Source organism: Stieleria bergensis, from assembly GCA_007745635.1.
In the GTDB taxonomy this organism is placed as follows: domain Bacteria; phylum Planctomycetota; class Planctomycetia; order Pirellulales; family Pirellulaceae; genus Stieleria; species Stieleria bergensis.
Map to the genome: position 1 here is coordinate 5737898 of CP036272.1, position 19250 is coordinate 5757147.

Genomic DNA, 19250 nt, shown 5'->3' on the forward strand with positions numbered 1-19250 from the left:
GAGGATGGAGATCAGTCAAGAGAATCAATTTGGCCAGCAACAGGCCCCAATCACAAGGCCCCAATCACAAGGCCCCAATCACAAGGCCCCAATCACAAGGCCCCAATCACAAGGCCCCAATCACAAGGCCCCAATCACAAGGCCCCAGTTACAGGGCCCCAGTCACAAGGCTGTGGTCGGATTACTTTAAGTCATCGAGCAATCGACCTGGGCTGCCCATCGCATTGTAGCCACCGTCAACATGCAAGATTTCACCGGTGATCCCGTCGCTCATCTCGCTCAGCAAAAAGGCTCCCGTGCGGCCGACTTCTTGGTGCGTGATATTGCGTCCCAGGGGCGCCATGCGATCGTACAACTTCAGCATTTCGTCAACACCAGCGGCACGACCGGCCAGCGTTCGCACAGGTCCGGCACTGAGTGCATTGACTCGGATGCCGCTGGGGCCAAGGTCGTAGGCAGCGTAACGAACGGCGGCTTCCAGGGCTGCTTTGCAAACGCCCATCACGTTGTAACCGGGAACGCATTTTTCACCACCGAAGTAGGTCATTGCGGCGATCGAGCCACCTTCGTTCATGATTGGCTTGGCTGCTCCGGCACAGGCCAGCAGGGTGTACACGCTGACGTCCATCGCCAGGGCGAATCCGGCTCGACTGGTGAAGATGGTGTCTTTGTTCAGGTCGTCGCGATCGGCGAAGGCCATTGAGTGTAAGACAAAGTCAATCTTGCCAAACTTCTCCGCCGTGGCGTCAAAGACGGCCTTGATGTCCTCGTCTTTCTGAGCGTCCATGGGCATCAGGAACGCAGCATTTTCATACTTGTCCGTCAACTTGGATACACGCAATCGATTCTTTTGTCGCTCGGCGTTAGGTGGGTCTGGCAGGTGAGTGAAACCGCAGGTGCCGCCTGCTTCCATGATTTCCTTGGCGATGGCCCAAGCGATGGAGTTTTCGTTGGCGACGCCCAGAATCAGCCCTTTTTTACCCTGAAATTGCATCTCTTTCCGTTTTCCCTGTAGGTGATAGCTTGCTGCGAATCGTTGAACTCTGGCCAGTGTGTTGGCGAGCGGCTGTGCGAGTGAACACAGCGCCCAACGGATCAACGATTGCGAGAGCCCAGTTTATAGCCCCAAACACGCCGGTTCGTCTATTCCGCGAACGGTCAACTTTGGCCTCATCGGCGGCATTACTAGCTGAATTCGCTGCCGGCCAGCCACCAAACCCCGCCAAAACGGCTGATGGGAAAAGCGTGGCTGAGGCCAAAACGGCTGATGGGAACTTGGGCAACGACAAAGAAACATGAAAAGGCGCACAATTTAGCCCGAACGCCGTTGCAGAGCCATCGACATCTGATAGATTCAGAACCGCCAGGCGGCCAAGACGGAACCCTTCGGCGGAGGGGATCCGTACAAAACCACTCCCACCAACCAAGCAACGAGATCAGGCGGCATATCTCGCACTGCTTTCTTCAATCAAAACATGTATCACGCACGGGGCGATTTGATCATGCGACAACTACTACTTGCGTTATTCCTTTCTATCTGCTCGGCGGCATCGGTCAATGGCGGAGTGATTTTCACTGAGAACAGCACTGAACACAACAATGTTCAAGTTGGCTTCAGCTTCAAAATCGAACGATTAGCCGGCGATCTACTGAGTGCCACGTTAAAAAATGAGAGCACAGGAACGGGCGTTCCGACGATCGACTTCTTTGCATTCAATCTGAATCCTGATGCAAATATCAATCCGGTCAATCAAGACGATCTGACCGGCGGTTATGACATGACGGTCTTTGATCTCGATCCGAATGATTGGAATGTAAGCATTGGCAGCGGGGGACTGAAGTACGATTACTTAGGCACAGATGTCGCGAGTGGTGGTACTAACGGCATCGCGCCCCAAAGCACCCTGACGTTCCAAATCCGATTCTCCTCAAGTTATTTGGACACGTTTATCGATGCGAACAATGCAAATTCAATTTTCACTCCGTTTCTAAACAGCGAAAACGGGGAAAACATAGACCTTGGTGGTGGTGGATTGTCTGGTGAAAATGTCGGTCAGGTCGCCGTAAAATTTCAAGCGATTGGCGACACTCCAGCGAATGATAGCTTGACGCTCGCAAGCGACTGGGAACTCATTGGCGAAGGATCGAACGGGAATCTACCAGAGCCTGCTTCATTCGCCTTATGGGCGTTGATGAGCGTTGGCGTCTTGAGTCGTCGAAAAAGAAACGCCTGAGTTTCGCTTGGTGTAAGCATGCGGGCCAAGAAGCTTTTCCATATTTCTAGCCCCTCGACTCCACAGGGAACGGACAATCGTCCACAATGGCTCTTATGAGCCCTCCACCATCTTCTTCTCGGCAGCCGCAATGGCTGCTTGCTGCAACCAAACGATTGCTGGACCAGCTGGCGGTGGCGCCAGCCTCCAGCGAGCCGCTACTCAGCGAGTTACTGAACTCGTTTCGTCAGCAAGCATCCGTCGCTGCCGTCCACGTTGCCGTGCAGGCTACCGACGCCTGGACGAAACGCCTCTCGGCACCAGAGTCCGCCGCAGACAGCCAATCACTGAGCAGCGCCGCGGAATCCTGCCTGGCCGAAGCGCTCGACCGCGAATGCGTCACTCGCCAGAACGAATGGCTGGCAGCACCGATCTCGGACACGCTGCAGTCTAGCGTGCTGTTGGTCCAACTGCAGGCAGAGTCACCCATCGAAGCCACCGCGTTGGCCAGCGAGTATCTCGCGGCGCTGATTGCGATGGTCAACCAATCCGATTCGGATCGATTACGGATTGAACAGCTTGCCAAGGTGTTTAGCGCAGCGGCACACTGGTACGACGACGTCGATGACACTGATGGCGAATCGTCACTGCTGCACAAGATTGCGGATACCGCGGTTGAACTGTTGCACTGCCAGCGTGCCAGTATCTTCCTGTGGGACAAGCGACGGAAAAAGCTGATCGGCCGCCCCGCGATCGGTATCGAAGGTGATTCACTTGAAGTGCCAGACGATGCCGGTGTGGTAGGCGAAACCTTGGCATCCGGGCAGATTCAAATCTGGAATCAGGGCAGTGACGATGAATCTCGCGTCAACCGTCAAGTCGACCAAGACTTGCAGTTTGCCACTCAGTCGCTGGTCGCCGTTCCGTTGATCGGACGCAAGGGACAGACCATTGGTGTGTTCGAGGCCTTGAATAAAATCGACGGCGGCTTTCATAACAACGACGCGATCGTGCTGACCGATCTTGCCACCCATGCAGCGGTTGCCATCGAGACATTGCGCAGCCAACAATCCCTGACCGTGTCGCGGGATCGCCTGATCCAAGATGCTGCCGGTCAATCTCCTTTGATCGGCCAACACCCGGCGATCGAAGCGATTCGCCAAACCGCTCAACGTGTTGCCAAAACGGAACTCAGTGTGCTGGTGCTTGGCAGTAACGGGACCGGCAAGGAAGTGGTCGCCAAACACCTGCACTACCAAAGCGATCGTCGCAGTGGCCCCTTCACCGCTGTCAACTGCGCCGCACTGGTGGAGTCACTGCTGGAAAGCGAACTGTTTGGCCACGAAAAAGGGGCTTTCACCGATGCATCCTCGGCCAGAATGGGACAATTCGAAATGGCCAACGGTGGAACTCTGTTCCTGGATGAAATCGGGGACATGAGCCCCGGCGGTCAAGCGAAACTGCTCCGCGTGTTAGAACAACGCGAAGTCGTACGTGTCGGGGGCAGCACACCAATCCCGGTCGACGTGCGCGTGATCGCCGCCACCAATCAGCCGCTGGAAGACTTGATCGAGCAAAAACGTTTTCGCCAAGACTTGTTCTTCCGGCTAAACGTGGTGGCCGTCTCGCTGCCAGACCTCAAGGACCGAGGCGAAGATGTCCTGGTGTTGGCCGAACACTTCTTGCACCATTTTTGCAGTCAGATTGGAAGACGCGTCCCGGCCCTAAACGACTCCGCAAAGCAAGCACTGCTCGGTCATTCCTGGCCGGGAAATGTACGCGAGCTTCGCAACACCATGGAACGGATCTGCTACCTAACGCCCGATGATCAAATCCGCGCGGCCGACTTGCAACTGACCGGGGCGAACCAAGCCCAACCAGCATCGCCCGTCGGCAGCGTCACGCACTCGGCATTAACTCCAGGCATTCAAGCATGGCCAGCAAGCTTAAATGAGGCGACCAGGCTGTTTCAAATCGAACAGATTCGCAACACCATCGCGGAGTGCGGCGGCAACGTGACCGAAGCCGCCGAGAAACTGGAACTTCACCGGTCCAACCTGTATCGCAAGATGAAGCAACTTGGCATGGACAGTGAAGGATAGCTTTGGCTTTCCTGCCGGCGTACAGGGAAGAGGGCTCAGTCGCCAGAGGCTTGATCTGGCAACAAAAACGCGGCAAGATGCCGCTTCAAATCAAAACCCCATGCCGGGTTATTTGATCAAGAACAGAGCCACTGCCAACACGTCAGGGCCGTTGTCTTGATCCAGAGGTTCACCGGCGGCCGACGGAGTCATCGACGCACCCTGAAAGTTTTCGTCAACCGGTAGAAAGCTTCGGTCAGCAAGTCCATCGCTCCATGCATCGAATTGCTCTTCTAGCTGCGTCACCATTGGCAATGCACTGCCTTGGTGCTGGACCGTGGTGGAATCCAAAGGCTTTGCCGATTCGATTGACTTGACCAGTTCAGGGTCTAGCTGAGAGATCAGCATCGAAAAACCAACGTGAGAAACACCTTCACGATCGGCATGCAAGGTCAAGATAAAACGATCCAGTTTCTTTGCGGGAGCATAAAGCAACATTACTTGCCGCGGTGCTGGAACAGCTGCACCTTGAACCAACAGCGAACTCTCACCGTCTTGTTTCTCATGCTTCTTGATGGCTGCGGCAGCCAAGTCATCATCGACTTCCTGCTCAGCGCCCACTTTAAAGCCAGCGGCTTGCAACGCGGTGCCAAACGCATCCGCATCTCGACCGGCCTCGGTCAACTGAACATCAATGACCGGCAAGACCTTCAATGCCCCAACGGCCTTGGGTCCGCCTGATGAAACCAATCCGGGGTGATCAAGCGGTGACGATTGCAAGCCGGGCTTGTCAATCATCGGCACGGCAGAATTGTTGGCCTGAGCACCAGACATCGCCGAAGGAGGACTGGTTCCCACGTCGGCGTTTGCCACCGAGTTGATTGGATCAGCGACGCCTGGCTTGTCTTCGAGCGGGTCAGCTGACTTGGGAATCAATGCGGTGGAAGGCAAAGTCGTTGAATCGTTGCCCGCCAGTGCTTGGTCAGGACGAGGTTGTTCAATGTCTGGTCGCTGTTGATCGGGTCGCTGTTGATTTGGCGAAGCAGGCTGATCGCCATTCGGTTGCTGGTTGGTTTTAGCGAGATCACCATTGGGTTGTTGGTCAGCAAATCGTTTCCATGCCAACGTTGCGACCATCATGATGGCCGCAGCCACTGCGACCGCATACCAAACATTGCGAGAGCTTGTTTTTGACGGCTCTTGCCGCAGAACGTTATTCGGCTCGCTGCGAGCTGCCTTGGAGAGCGGATGCGATGAATCAAACTCCGCCGACTGCTCAATCGCGGCTTGGACGACGTGCTGGGCAAAGTCCTCTCTCAACGAGACCCCAGCGGGGACCTGCATGGCCATGCGGAATGAGTCACGCAACGCTTGCATGCGGTCGAACGCTTCCTGAACCTCTTGGTCGTCAGCAAGCAACTGCTCAACGTCTAGACGCTCCTGGTCACTTAACGCACCATCCAGGTGCGCCGAAAGCAACTCGTTCATTTTTTCATCAGGAAGCGACATGGTGATTTTCAGGTTGCCCTTGGTTAAGCTTCGTGTCATACGAAGCGTGAAGGCATGACTTAGTGTAGCCGTTTAGGTAGTGCTGATGTGTGACGACCGAGGACTCACAGTCCGCGACCAGCCCCGTGATGGGGACTCACACACATCTAAATGTTCATGGCGATGTTATTAGCAATTCTGTCTCGGATCACTCAGCGGGCATGCCGTTTTGGTTTATCGAATGAGGTCAGCAGCAATCAAATGTTGACAGCAACATCGCGCGAACCAAACCGTCAGCGAAGACTCAGTCATTTCACAGCGTTCAGTTGGTTCGCAAGTGGGATGGGCATGCAAGCATAAAAGTTCCAGGAAATCGTCTTTCATCAGAGGAAAACTGGCGGCAAACCGGCCAAACGCACCTTTTCCCCGACTTCCGCGCAATGCCTCCTCCCCAAAAAGACGGGTGGGGACCGACTACTTGCTGACAAAACCAGGCTCTCCACCTGCGAAAATGGACAGGCTTGGCAATTTAGAGCCCCCTAACGACTCAGAGACTCAGATTGCTTTACTTGAAGCGATGAATGACGAGCGATGCCGTAACGACATTTGTGGGCAATCCCTACAATTTGGCGAATATCCCCCAGGTTGACCGCCTGAATCGAAAGGAGCATTTTCTTGAACCGCGAATCCTTTGTGCAAACCAACCGCCGCGTTTACGACCGCATGGCGGATGCTGGCGATCCACTGTGCCGGCCAGCGACCGAACAGGAACTGGCCTCGCCTTTAGAAGTCGTGGACAAAGCTGGCTGGCTTGGCGGGCCAATCGAAGGCAAGCATGTCCTCTGCCTGGCCGCCGGTGGAGGCCGACAAAGCTCGCTGTACGCTGCCGCAGGTGCGACCGTCACGGTGGTCGACATCAGCGGCTCGATGCTGGAATTGGATCGTCAAGTCGCCGCCGATCGCAAGCTACCCATTCGGGTGCTGCAGACTTCGATGGAGGACCTGTCCGGATTAGATGATCAACAATTCGATATCGTGATCCAGCCGGTCAGCACCTGTTACGTTCCTTCCGTGTTGCCAGTCTTTGCCGAAGTCGCACGGGTCACGCGGCCCGGTGGTCTTTACATCAGCCAGCACAAACAACCGCTGAACCTGCAAGCCAACTACCACCGACAACAACACGGCTATTCGGTTCAGCATGCCTATTATCGCGACCAACCGGTACCACCACCGAGCGAACCCAACCGGGCCAGCAAACGGCTTCGCGAAGACGGCGCGATCGAGTTCCTCCACCGCTGGGAAGAATTGATTGGCGGCATGTGCCGCAGCGGGTTTGTCATCGAAGACATGATCGAACCCTTGCATGCCAAACCCGATGCGGAGGTCAACAGCTTTGCCGACCGCGCGACCTTCATTCCGCCTTACGTGCGTTTGAAGGCTCGCCGAAAAGGTGACGCGGCCACTAGTAAGCGACTCATTCTGGCATGATGCCTGCGATTACAAACCGCGGGCCATTTTCCAAGCTCGTTTCTGCTGATCGCGACCGATCGAATCAGTGATGGCATCCCACGCTTCACTGGCTTGCTGCATCGCCTGTTCTGCGGACAGAGCCCCCGCCACCGCTTTGCCCACGGCTTGGTCCACGGCCTGGTAATACAGATCAGCGCCAGGCAAATTCATTGGCACGCGCGCCGATCGCTGCTGCAGCTTGGTTTGCAACCAACGCTCGTAAGGAGCCTGAGTCAACGGTTGCAGCCCTTCGTCTTCAGAGCTGTTGGAACGCGTGACCGAAAGATATTGACAGCGGCGATGCAGTGATTGAGTGTCCTGGTTGCTGGCGAGCCAACCGATGAACGCGGTGGCCACTTCGTTTTGGCGGCAACCGGTTGTCAAACAAGCAATCGGAACATAGTGTCCCAGCAGCGGCTTAAACGCTGCGATCGACAAATCGCCGGGACTTCCGTCAACTGACCGAGCGTCTCCGGAGGGTAAATCGAAGACGCTAAGTTCAATCCTTGCCTGAGCCGCTTGCTCTGCCCCGTCGGCAGCATTGGCAGCATTGGCAGCGGCAGCAGCGGTCACCATCCCGATCCCACCGAGCAGCTTGCCCTGACGAACCTGAGCCTCGATTTGGCCGGGTGTCAGCTGATGATCGTCATAGTGCTTCGCCGTCGCGCAGAGCTGCTGCAAAACCGCGACATGTTCTTCGTTAGACAACGCCGGATTGAGCTCGCTCGATTCAAACAGCCAGGCGCCCGAGACGGAACTTGCACAGCGATTCAAAAACGACCATCCAGCCCATCCCGGGGCCAACGCTTCGGCGGCTTGACCACCGAGTGACTCCACCCACAGTTGATAGTCTTGCCAGGTTTTGCAATCGGACTGGGGATCGGCGGCCAACCGCGCCGGCAATTTGGCTCCCACGGCAATGCCAAGCACATCGGCTCCCCAGCGTCCCAGTCCACTGGCAGGCAATGCAAACGGAGTACCGAACTGCTGGTTCAACTTGCCAATCCAGTCTTCGCTGCGCGGCACCAGCAGTTCCTGTTTGGCCGCTGCGCCGAGCAGGCTTTGGGGAATGATTGCAACATCACAGGCACTGAGTTGATCGAGCGCCTGCACACTTTGCTGGGGCTCCACGACCTGCAGCTTCAAGGGTTGCTCGCTGATCAGTGCGAAGGCATCGACGATTGCATCGGCTTCCTGCGAGGTGCCGACAAGCAAGACATTCAGCGGAAACAAATCAACGGGCATCGAGCCGGTGTCGGGTTGTGCGTCTGAGGGGACGTCTTGGTTGCAGCCCACGAGCGAGCTGCTGAGGACCGAACCGCCCAGCATGGCCGCTAGCGAACCGGCTCCCAGTGATCGTAGTGCAGACCTGCGAGTTTGCGTGCCCCGGAGCACTGTCGGCCGGGAAGGATCCGAGTGGACTTGGTGGTTCATGTAAAATCGCTGCCGAGAACGGCTGCCGTGCAGAGCGAATGCAGCCGAAATCGCTGCTGGCATTCTGGGATCAGTGAAAGCATTGCGTCGCAAATAACCGCGATTCTGCGAGAGCGTTTGGGTGCCCGAGCTGGCCCCAATCGCACTTGCCGGTTACGTTGATTACGATACGCAGCGTTCAGCTTACCGGTTCACGAGCCACTTTGCCGCAGTGATACCGCTTGGCGACTGACAGGCCCCACACGCACCACCATCCTGGCGACCGCAGAGACGGCGCGCCGATGATCACGAGGAAATCAGCATGAGTTTGTATTTGGGAATCGACGTTGGCACCAGCGGCACCAAGACCTTGCTGGTCAGTTCCTCAGGCGTCGTCATCGCCGAAGCCAACGCCACCTACCCGATGGAACAACCGCGCGCTGGCTGGACCCAACAAGATCCAGAGGATTGGTGGAAAGCGACCGTCAAAACGGTTCGGCAAGTGATGCGAAAAGCAAAGTGCAAGCCGGCCGACGTCAAAGCGATTGGCTTGAGCGGCCAGATGCACGGCAGTGTGTTCTTGGATGCCAAAGGCCAAGTGATTCGGCCCGCGATTCTTTGGAATGATCAACGCACGGCAAACGAATGCGACGAAATCACCGCGGCAGCCGGTGGGCGGAGCAAACTGATCAAGATGGTCGCCAACCCGGCATTAACTGGCTTTCAGGCTCCCAAAATTCTGTGGCTCCGCAACAACGAACCGCGAAACTTTAAACGGCTGAGCAAAGTCTTGCTGCCCAAAGACGACATCCGCCGGCGCTTGACAGGGAACTACATCACCGAAGTGAGCGACGCCAGCGGCACACTGTTGCTAGATGTGGTCAAACGCCGCTGGTCAACACGCTTGCTGTCCAAATTAGAACTCGACAAATCGCTGCTGCCCGATGTGGTCGAAAGCCATGAAGTCACCGGCACCTTGACCCCCGAAGCCGCCAAGACGCTGGGCCTGACCACCGACTGTAAAGTGGTCGGCGGAGCAGGGGACTGTGCCGCAGGCGCCGTCGGTAACGGAGTCGTCAAGAAAGGCGTGCTGAGCACTTCCATCGGCACCAGTGGCGTCATGTTTGTTCACAGCGACGAACCTCAATACGACACCGCCGGCCGATTGCATACGTTCTGTCATGCCGTTGATGGAGCCTGGCACATGATGGGCGTGAACCTGACCAGTGGAGGCTCATTGCAGTGGTGGGTCGAATCCGTCTTGCAAGGACTTGCCGGAATCAGCGGCAGCAACCTTTACGAAGCCGTCACCAAGGAAGCACAGGCCTGTCCGGCCGGCAGCCAGGGACTGTTGTTCCTGCCCTATCTCAATGGCGAACGCACACCGCACGCTGATCCAGACGCGCGGGGAGCCTTTGTGGGATTGAACCTAATGCACCAACGCGGCGCGATGACCCGTAGCGTGATGGAAGGCATCACATTCGCGTTGCGCGATAGCCTAGAAATCATCACAGACCTCGGTGTGCCGGTGCGTGAGATTCGCGCTTCGGGCGGCGGCAGCAAGAACCCCTTCTGGCGACAAATGCAAGCCGATGTGTTTGGCAAAAAAATCACCACGCTGGCCGTCGAACAAGGCCCCGCCTACGGCGTCGCCCTGCTGGCCATGGTTGGCGATGGGGCTTACAAGAACATTCAGGCAGCCTGCAAAGCGACCATCGAAGTCGCTGACAAGACCGCTCCACAGCGCAGCGACGCGAAAGCGTACAACCAACTGTTCCCGGTTTATCAACAGCTTTACGGCCAGCTGAAATCGTCCATGAACACCCTGGCAACGCTGCAATAACTGCTAGGCTATTAGTGAACGCGGTTTGCTATCTGCGTCCAGGAGCGTTTCGACGCACTGGACGTTTGCCAGAAAGGTTACCTTGAACGATCGATCAGCACAGGAATGAATCATGATCGCTAGCAATGAAGATGAGTTCCAGCCACCAGCGATTCAGAAGTCCGTCATCGATGTCAAAATGGTGGACTCCGTTGCCACCTTGGTCATCAATCGCCCCGAGGCCTGCAACGCACTGGACGCCTCCTGCATTGATCAACTGATCGAAGCGTTGGGAGATGTGCACCAAGAGAAACGAATCCGGTCGGTCATCATCACCGGCAAAGGCGACCATTTCTGTAGCGGCATCGACTTCAAGCACTTTGCTGCAATCACTCAATTGCAACCGCCAGAATCCCACCAAGCTTGGTATCAACAGTGGAGCAAACTGGCCGAACTCTGTGAGACCATCCTCCGCTATCCCAAACCGGTGATCGCGGCTGTCAATGGATCAGCGATTGGCTCCGGCCTGGCGATTGCACTGGCCTGTGACATCTTGGTCATGTCGCGTTCAGCCACCTTGATTGCCAACGCTGCCCATCGCGGCTTGGTGGGTGGAGTCACGGCACCTCTGCTGGCCTTTCGATCAGGCGCGGCGGTGGCGGCGCGGATGCTACTGGGTGGCGCAGCAATGGATGCCGACGAAGCCCTACACATTGGCTTAGCTGCCGAAGTCGTCGACAACGACCAAACCTGGGTCACAGCGGGACGCTGGGCCGAAACCTGTGGCCAAGCGCCGCGAGAGTCCGCTCAAGCCAGCAAACGCATGCTGAACGAAACCATTGGCGAAACCTTGCTCACGCAACTAGCTTCCGGTGCCGCCAGCGGAGCAGCGATCTGCAACACCGATGCTGCCAGCGAAGGCATCAACGCCTTCGTCGAAAAACGTGATCCCGATTGGCCAAAGTAGATCGCACCGACGGTGCGATCCTGTTCACGCCGGTTCCAACAAAACCGCATTGAGCCACGGGCTGATTCGCCGGGCACGTGCTGGCACGCTCCCAACGATGAACGCCGCTTAGGTTGGGTCGGCCACGCCGCTTAGGTTGGGTCGTAGGCTCCGCTTCCCAAGCCTGGACCACGAGGGATGAAGTGACACATTAAGATCCCCAAGAAGTACAGGAAGATCAGCGGAATCGCCAGCGCGATCATGCTGGTCACATCCGCGGGCGTCAGCAACATCGATAGCAGCATGATGACCAAAATGGCGATTCGCCAGCTATTGGCGTACATGGCGGTTTCAATCAACCCGATACGCTGCAGGAACAGCATCACCAGTGGCAACTGAAATGCTAATCCAAAACCCAGTGGCAATAACAAGACAAAGTTAATGTAGTACGTCAGTCGTGGCTCGACCGAGACGTCCATGCTGCCGTTAAAGTCCAATAGGAATTGCAACACATAGTGCAAGACCAAGAAGAAGGCCAGGACCACGCCGGAGACAAACAAGGTGACACTGACAGGCAAATAAATGTACACGTAACGCCGTTCATGCCGGTGCAAACCAGCAGCGATGAATTGCCAGAGAAAATAGAACACTGCTGGCGAGCTGACCACCGCTCCAACAATCAGGCCCGCTTTGACCCAGATCATGAAGGGCTCTTCCATCTTAAAGCTGCTCAGCCCGCTGCTGTCACGGACCATCTGCACGCGTGGTGTCAGCGAGGATGGATCGGGGACATATTGCAAGACCTGCGAGTAATCGCGAATCGTCGCCTCGCTGCTTTCATCGGGGTCTTCATCGCTGCCTTCGTCGCTGGCGGCCTGGTTGTCTTCGTCGCCGTCTTTCTTGGCTTGCTCTTTGGCTTCGGCGGCCAGGATCTCAGGAGCAAATGCCTGAGCTTCTTTGGGCAGTTCATAAACGACTTGGAACTTGAGCGAGTTTTCTCGCATCGCCGTGACCATTTGCATCAGGCGTGCATTTTTGGCCTCGTCTTCACCCTTCTCAAATCCCATCAACGCCAAATCTTTCTGGGCGTTGAATTCCAGAATAGCGGCTCGCAGAGGATCGGCAACGTACTTCACCACATCATTGGCAAAGTACAGGCCCACCAACAAACCCAGTGAAAGCGCGATAATGGCTTTGACCAAACACTTTCGCAATTCATCCAAATGCTCGCGAAACGTCATTGACGAATTGTCGAACAAATTGTCTTTGGCGGACGCTAGTTTGTGATTGCTCATGGCGTTGGTGTGATTGCTCATGGCTAAAGTTGAATGAGAAACGGCCGAAGAACTCCGATGCCAACCTCCGCGAAGGACACGCGCATGTCGGCTTCAGGTAAGATGCACCCAGTGACAGTGCAACTTTCTGGCCCGCAGTGTCCGAGTCAGCGAAGACCCTCTCCTGGCGGCCAAATCATCAGTTTAGCTGGAAAGTGCAAAAGTTTAGACCAGCGACCGATAGAATCACATTCCTTTGAGCTAGTTTTCTGTAGCCGCCTGATCTGCCCTTATATTCGAACGAATCTGATTCTGCCACGTCACCAGCGAAGGAGAAAAAAATGATTTCCCAGGATCCCTACCCGATGCGTTTTCATCCCCTGATGAAACAAACCATCTGGGGTGGTGAAAAGCTTTCCACACTGCTGGGCAAGCCGGCCAGTGGAAAAGGAAATGATGCAGAAAGCTGGGAAATTGTCGACCATGGTGATGACCAGAGCGTCGTGACCAACGGTTCGCTGGCGGGCAGCACACTGGCTGAATTGATCCGCCAGGACCCTGCCTGGACCCTGGGCGCCTCCCAAACGGAGGGGCAATTTCCGCTGCTGCTAAAATTCTTGGATTGCAATCGAGTGCTGTCCGTTCAAGTGCACCCTGACGACGCTTACGGCGCCACCATGCCGGTGCCTGACCGCGGCAAAACCGAGGCCTGGTATGTCGTGGCTGCCCAACCGGAAAGCCTGATCTACGCGGGACTCAAAGCCGGTGTGGATCGTCAAGCGTTGGGCGCAGCGATTCACGCCGGACAAACCGAACGCGTCCTGCATTCCTTTCATCCTCAAGTCGGTGACTGTGTCTTCATCCCAGCCGGCACCGTCCATGCTTTGGGGGCCGGACTGGTGATCGCAGAGATCCAACAAAGCAGTGACACCACGTTCCGGCTCTTTGACTGGAACCGCCTGGGCAGTGATGGCAACCCGCGTCAACTGCACGTCGAACAATCGCTGGACGTGACGGATTATGAAAGCGGGCCGGTGGAACCCATTCGCGGCGACAACAGCCAACCGGGCTGGCAAACACTGATTGATTGCGACAAGTTCATGCTGCAATCGATGTCCAGCGGCACTGCCGCAGTGGGCGGTGACAACTGCTGTCACATTTTGACCGTTCCCCATGGGGCCGCGACCATCGAGTTTGCAGGTGACCAATCAGAGTTACTCTCCCAAGGTCAATCCATTCTGTTACCGGCCGCCATGGATCGCTGCGAAGTGATCCCGGCAGACAAATCCGTCGTCCTGCATGCCGCCCCAGCGGCGAATCCATAACGCATCCGCCACGAATCCTTTCAGCATCACGCTCCCCCCAGCGGGAAGGCCGGTTTGCGGTGGCGGCGCGCTGATGAATTTACAGAGTTGCAAGGCGGCGACATCGGTGGTCTCAATCGCCGGCCGGGGAGGGTTTCGTTGCAGCGGCCTGCGGTTGGCGTTGCCACGGTTCTGGCGCGGGGACTGCGACACTCAAAACGCTGACTAGGGGTGATACTGCTTGGTGATCTGCAACGCTTCGTCATACAGCCCTGCTGCGGCGGCCAGCACGCTGCACGGTTCCAAGCCGATGGGTTCACCATTGGCCTGCGTGATCTTGCCACCGGATTCCTGCACGACCAACTGTCCCGCCGCGAAGTCCCAGGGCGACAGCTTGTATTCAAAGAAGATTCCAAAGATGCCGCGCGCTACATGGCATAAATCCAAGGACGCAGTGCCAAAGCGACGAATCCCATGAATGTTTTGCACAAAGAAGTGCTCAATGGCCTTTAACGTTTGCTGCATCATTTGGCCGCGATCGTAATAGAATCCACAACCGACAAGCGCTTTAGAAAGATCGCTGCCAGGCATGCACTGGATCGGCTCGCCTTGAAACCAAGCTCCCTGACCGGCGACGGCATGATAGGTATCACCGGTGATCGGATTTTGGATCACACCAACGACGGGCTGTCCCCGATAAAAGTATGCGATCGACACAGCGAAGTGTGGAATATGATGGGCAAAGTTATTTGTTCCATCTAACGGATCGATGACCCACAAGTGTTCCGCGCTCAGGTCGCCGACCAAGTCTTCCTCACCGAGCAACTCATGATCTGGGAAGGCCTTGAGGATCGCTTTGGCCACTGCTTCTTGGCTTTCCACATCGGCGTCACTGACCAGGTCGTAACTCTTGCCGCCCGATTCAGTTTTATCGCGCAACGTCACTCCTTCGTGCCAATAATGCCTTAGCACCTCGCCACCCGCTGCTGCCGCTAAACAAGCGACTTCCAAAATTCTTGCGTGATCTTGCATTGCGTTTACCGTCAAAAGGATTTTGCCTACGAGAAAAATTTGAAGCGAGAAACAGGATCCAATGAAGCGTCCAGCGACACGGGCAAGCACGTCTCATCAGACTCGTTGCACCGCATCACCACTCCAGAGATTGAATCAAGTTCCGCACAGCGACGCACATCGGCCGCCATCCCCAAGCGAATCAGATTGCTGGCACCGATCGAATGCGTGAGTGCGTCGGCCAACTGTGCGTTGCTGCTGACACCTGCCTGGCACCATGCTGCATGAGCAATCATCGCCTGATCATTCAGAACGACATCGCTGGCAGATTTTGATTGCAATAAACGCTCAACGATCGCTCCACCGAGCAGCACGTCTTCACGAGAAATCTCGCGATGAGTGCCGGCACACATGATCAGAATCGAAGTCTCATCCGCAAGCCGTTGCAGCACAGAACTGAGATTCAAAAAGCTGGCGATCAGCAAACGATCACAATGCTTAACGGCTTCGATCGCACGTGTGCCATTGCTAGTTGTCATCACCATCTGCTTGCCTGACACGGATTCAGACGTGTATTCAGCCGGCGAGTTGCCATGATCAAAACCGTCGATGCGTTCGCAATTGCGCTCACCACACAGCAGAACCCCTTGGGCACCGTCGCCCTGTCCCGAAACGCTTGTTCGCAACTCTTTGGCAACCGCCAGAGCCTGGTCAACGCTGGCGGTCGTATAGATCCGATCAACGCCAGCTGCCCCAGCGGTGGTCATCACCGAACTGGCGCGAAGCACGTCGATCATCACGGCGCAAGTCGATTCCATCGCCAAAACGCTGGCGTCAGTAGAAGCCGCATCCTGGGACGGGGCCAGAAGTGTTTCAGGGGTGAAGGCAAGTGTGATTGTAACCGGCATCAGACCATCCGTTTCGATTTCCATCGACCGCTGATAAAGCGAGCCGACATCAGAATTGCAAGCACCCAAATCCAGACCGTCAGCACATACCACCACCACTGCAGCGAGGGCTGTTGCGGCTGAAAGTAGATCCCAGCACCAACGGTCAGGCTGCCCGCGACAGTTGCTGATCCTAAAACGAACCAGATATCTCCGGCACCTTTCAGTGCCGCCGCGATCACTAGCTGGACCGAATCCGTTAAGAGGTAACACGCGATAAAGCCCATCAATCCCATCGCCATTTGCGTGGCTTCTTGCGTGCCTGGCGGAGCGTCACCTTGGCCAGCACCTAGATGATAGATCCGCACCAAGTCGTCGCTGAAGCCCAGAAACAGAATCGCGAAGAATCCTGAATACGCCAGTGCAAACCCCAACGCTGCCAGAGTCGTTCGCACCGCCATCGACGGGCCACTTTGCAGCAAGTGCCGACCAACCAACACCGACGTCGCGATCCCGATTCCCAACAACGGAATGTAGGCCAGCATGTTAAAGTTGACCGCCATCGTTGTGGCCCGCAATGGCACATCGCCTAGCTGACCAATCTTTAACAGGATGATCGTGAACGCTCCAGCTTCAGACAGATACAACAAGCCGCTGGGCACACTGAAGTAAACGAAGTTCTTCAACACCGCCCAGTCAAACACGCAGCCCGAGATCAAACCATAAGGCTCACGGAACCGTCGACGACTTAACAGACCGACATAGCAAACGACTTTGAACCAGAACGCAATGCTGCTGCCAATCGCAGCACCCGCGATTCCCCAGCGAGGGAACCCAGCGAGTCCAAAAATCAACAACCCATCGAGAACGAGATTGACCAAAGCACTGGCCACCGAAACCCACATGATGATGCGTGTGCGTTCGATGCCGCTAAAGAACCCAGACAAGGCGGATTCGATGATCAACCCTAAGCCGCCAATCATCAGCCAGCGCATATAAGTCACCTGGCTCTGCAAGAGCTCGTCCGCTTGGCCGGTCACGCGAAAGAAGTCTTCGGCAAAGTAAGCGCATCCGACCAGCCACGGGATCGTCATCAGTGCCAGCCAGATCACCTGCCATAACAGCCGTCCGACGCGCTGCGTTTGACCGCTGCCAATCAACTGCCCAATCACAGCTCCGGTCATCGAGGCCGCACCGATTGGCACACAAACCAAAACCCAGAACAAGTTCCCGCCCGCCATCGACGCGCCCATCGAAACGCCGTCATAGCGTCCCAGCAAGTAGCGATCCGCGAACAGCACGATGGACATCATGCCGGTACTGATCATTAGCGGAAACGCGACCGCCAGAACTTCGGCGAGCGTCTGAGGCCACGTGCTGGGAACTGGCAACTCGGCTACCGATGGGGCTGCATCATCGAGCCTTTGTTGGTGCTCATCGGACGACTCAGCCGACTCTTCACGCTGGACGTGCGCCGGTGAAGATGAATCCTCCGCAGCGCAGCACTCAGCGGCTTCGGCAGACAACGATTGCTTGGCAACCCGACACCGACGGTTAGAATCCCGACCCTCGTTCAGGTCGCTCATGAAGCATTACCACTTGTCAAACTTAGACGCGATCACGGCAATCAGCATGCCTGCAAGCAAGCCACCGATGTGAGCCCCGTTGGCAATTCCGTTCATAAAGAAAACACAGAACACCACGTACCCTAAGATGAACAAGACATTGTTGGGATGTAAGTGGATCGGGTAAGAAGCCGATAATTGAGGACGAATCCATAAATACCCAAACAACCCCAGAGCAGCACCACTGGCCCCCACGGCAATCGGAGTGCCAGCCAATCCGCTCAACACCGCTGGCAACACTTCCTCTGGCGGCAGGATTGCCTGAACAAACTGTCCAACCACCGCCGTGACCACAAACACCGCCAACAGAAAGATCGATCCATGCAGTCGCTCGATCAGCGTCCCAAGCACAAAGATCATCATCATGTTGAACGCCAAGTGCAGCGGGCCACCGTGCAGCAGAGCCGGGGTCAGCAACCGCCAGACCTGACCTTGCTTGATGGAATAGAACGCATCGTTGGTGACGTAATAGTCAATCGGATTGACCATCAGCATTTCATAGTAAATCTTCTGTTGAGTGCTCAACTGGCCGGTGACCGCTGCGTTGCTGTCTTTCGGCCGGCGACCAAAACCGGTCGCTAGACTCGCAATCACGCAAATCGCAATGATGGCAATCACGCATGGATTGCCTTTTTGCCGGAGCGGCAATCCGCTCAACACGCCTCCCGCACCGCCAACCGGCCGGCCGCGATACTGGGTGTGCAGACTTTTGCGACGCTGATCCTCGCGTTGCTGAGCTTTTCGCAGCTCGCTCGCCTGCTCGGACGCCTGGTACTTGGCGTCGCTGGGATTGGCCAAAAATTCGTTCAGTTCTTGCTTGGCCTGCTCAACAAACTCTTCATCCCGAATCCAAAGGTCGGACTCACGGACCTCTGAAGTCGACTCATCGCGGTCGGTCTGGACGTTGCAATGAATCTGCTTTGTCAGCAGGTAATCAGCGAATTGCTGAGCCAATTGCGGGTCGGAAAGGGAGCCGATTCGGCGCATGGAAGCATCTTAAAACAGGAGGAATTGACCGGTGAAAGCGACGTTCTGGACGATAAGTTGCGGGTGATCCTGCGCGTTTAAGCCGAATCGTCGTCTATCAACTTGCCCAAGCGGAGCCTTGTTGAATACTATGACACCCTGGAAGCCCAAAACCCAGTGTGTCCGCCGGGGGCGTTCCCCAGACCAACCGCAGCAGCTACCGCCACGGCGCGGCAACTGTTCGGCCAATCGTCTGGGCGAGGGTACTCCAAGGCAACGTGCATTGGAACCGATCGACATTTTTACGGTGTTTCCCAAGCGTTCTGTCGCGTGGACTGCAGATGACAGGAAATGCGAGGGATTTTTGCCGTGTTTGGCGGTTCTTACTCAATCGCTGGCAATTCACAGAATCCCCCATCGTGTGTAAAGTTATCATGACAGGTTGAGTCGCGGGGCAAGGTTGATGTAAAACTGAGCTCGAGCAACGGCCTGTGGGATTTCCCGGTCAGAGTGCAGATTGCCTGACTCAGGTGATTTTCAGGCTGATCTCCGGGACTCCCAATCGACGCTTTGCTGTCGGTCGGCAAGCCAACGCGGTGACCAAGGCCACCACAGGGTTTGCGGGTTTCAATACTGATTTGTGATCCGATTTACGGTGTAAATATCCATTCAACGAAGTGCCCATTGCCAATGCGTGTGACTAAAAACACG

Annotated in this window: 14 protein-coding genes; 6 read left to right on the forward strand and 8 right to left on the reverse strand. The window is 56.0% G+C overall.

Features of this window, described 5'->3' with window-relative positions:
* Nucleotides 1–181: 181 nt before the first annotated feature.
* On the reverse strand, nucleotides 182–994 hold the full coding sequence (locus tag SV7mr_RS20120) for an enoyl-ACP reductase FabI (protein ID WP_145276078.1): 813 nt from the start codon (nucleotides 992–994) through the stop codon (nucleotides 182–184).
* Nucleotides 995–1502: 508 nt separating this feature from the next.
* On the opposite strand from SV7mr_RS20120, the gene SV7mr_RS20125 reads away from it, so the two are divergent.
* Both SV7mr_RS20125 and SV7mr_RS20130 read left to right on the forward strand, forming a co-directional pair.
* Nucleotides 1503–2234, forward strand: coding sequence for a hypothetical protein (locus tag SV7mr_RS20125; protein ID WP_145276081.1), 732 nt, complete (start codon nucleotides 1503–1505; stop codon nucleotides 2232–2234).
* A 95-nt stretch (nucleotides 2235–2329) separates the two neighbouring features.
* Nucleotides 2330–4315, forward strand: coding sequence for a sigma 54-interacting transcriptional regulator (locus SV7mr_RS20130; RefSeq protein WP_419187664.1), 1986 nt, complete (start codon nucleotides 2330–2332; stop codon nucleotides 4313–4315).
* 108 nt (nucleotides 4316–4423) lie between these two features.
* On the opposite strand, the gene SV7mr_RS20135 is transcribed toward SV7mr_RS20130, so the two are convergent.
* Nucleotides 4424–5842, reverse strand: a complete 1419-nt coding sequence (locus SV7mr_RS20135) for an anti-sigma factor family protein (RefSeq protein WP_145276085.1) — start codon at nucleotides 5840–5842, stop codon at nucleotides 4424–4426.
* A gap of 663 nt (nucleotides 5843–6505) precedes the next feature.
* Here SV7mr_RS20135 and SV7mr_RS20140 point away from each other — a divergent pair.
* Nucleotides 6506–7270: a class I SAM-dependent methyltransferase gene (locus tag SV7mr_RS20140; RefSeq protein ID WP_145278756.1), complete on the forward strand. Its 765-nt coding sequence runs from the start codon at nucleotides 6506–6508 to the stop codon at nucleotides 7268–7270.
* A 9-nt stretch (nucleotides 7271–7279) separates the two neighbouring features.
* Here SV7mr_RS20140 and SV7mr_RS20145 read toward each other — a convergent pair whose 3' ends face one another.
* On the reverse strand, nucleotides 7280–8536 hold the full coding sequence (locus SV7mr_RS20145) for a type 2 periplasmic-binding domain-containing protein (RefSeq protein WP_419187665.1): 1257 nt from the start codon (nucleotides 8534–8536) through the stop codon (nucleotides 7280–7282).
* A 490-nt stretch (nucleotides 8537–9026) separates the two neighbouring features.
* On the opposite strand from SV7mr_RS20145, the gene xylB reads away from it, so the two are divergent.
* Both xylB and SV7mr_RS20155 read left to right on the forward strand, forming a co-directional pair.
* Entirely contained in the window at nucleotides 9027–10547 is a 1521-nt protein-coding gene (gene xylB / locus SV7mr_RS20150) for a xylulokinase (RefSeq protein ID WP_145276089.1), read from the forward strand.
* 112 nt (nucleotides 10548–10659) lie between these two features.
* The gene (locus SV7mr_RS20155) at nucleotides 10660–11493 is read left to right on the forward strand and encodes an enoyl-CoA hydratase/isomerase family protein (protein ID WP_145276091.1); all 834 of its coding nucleotides are present in this window, start codon (nucleotides 10660–10662) and stop codon (nucleotides 11491–11493) included.
* A 131-nt stretch (nucleotides 11494–11624) separates the two neighbouring features.
* On the opposite strand, the gene tatC is transcribed toward SV7mr_RS20155, so the two are convergent.
* Entirely contained in the window at nucleotides 11625–12788 is a 1164-nt protein-coding gene (gene tatC, locus SV7mr_RS20160) for a twin-arginine translocase subunit TatC (protein ID WP_419187666.1), read from the reverse strand.
* A 323-nt stretch (nucleotides 12789–13111) separates the two neighbouring features.
* Here tatC and SV7mr_RS20165 point away from each other — a divergent pair, with 323 nt between their 5' ends.
* The gene (locus SV7mr_RS20165) at nucleotides 13112–14071 is read left to right on the forward strand and encodes a type I phosphomannose isomerase catalytic subunit (protein ID WP_419187667.1); all 960 of its coding nucleotides are present in this window, start codon (nucleotides 13112–13114) and stop codon (nucleotides 14069–14071) included.
* 204 nt (nucleotides 14072–14275) lie between these two features.
* Here SV7mr_RS20165 and SV7mr_RS20170 read toward each other — a convergent pair whose 3' ends face one another.
* From SV7mr_RS20170 to SV7mr_RS20185, 4 genes are read right to left on the reverse strand one after another with little or no spacing between them, the layout of a single operon-like run.
* Nucleotides 14276–15082, reverse strand: a complete 807-nt coding sequence (locus SV7mr_RS20170; protein ID WP_419187668.1) for an inositol monophosphatase family protein — start codon at nucleotides 15080–15082, stop codon at nucleotides 14276–14278.
* Nucleotides 15083–15108: 26 nt separating this feature from the next.
* Complete coding sequence (locus SV7mr_RS20175) at nucleotides 15109–15969, reverse strand: 2-phosphosulfolactate phosphatase (RefSeq protein ID WP_419187669.1); 861 nt, start codon at nucleotides 15967–15969, stop codon at nucleotides 15109–15111.
* Complete coding sequence (locus SV7mr_RS20180) at nucleotides 15969–17534, reverse strand: MATE family efflux transporter (RefSeq protein ID WP_419187670.1); 1566 nt, start codon at nucleotides 17532–17534, stop codon at nucleotides 15969–15971. The genes SV7mr_RS20175 and SV7mr_RS20180 overlap by 1 nt, the downstream gene beginning before the upstream one ends.
* A 6-nt stretch (nucleotides 17535–17540) precedes the next feature.
* Nucleotides 17541–18560, reverse strand: a complete 1020-nt coding sequence (locus tag SV7mr_RS20185) for a rhomboid family intramembrane serine protease (protein ID WP_145276097.1) — start codon at nucleotides 18558–18560, stop codon at nucleotides 17541–17543.
* Nucleotides 18561–19250 lie beyond the last annotated feature (690 nt).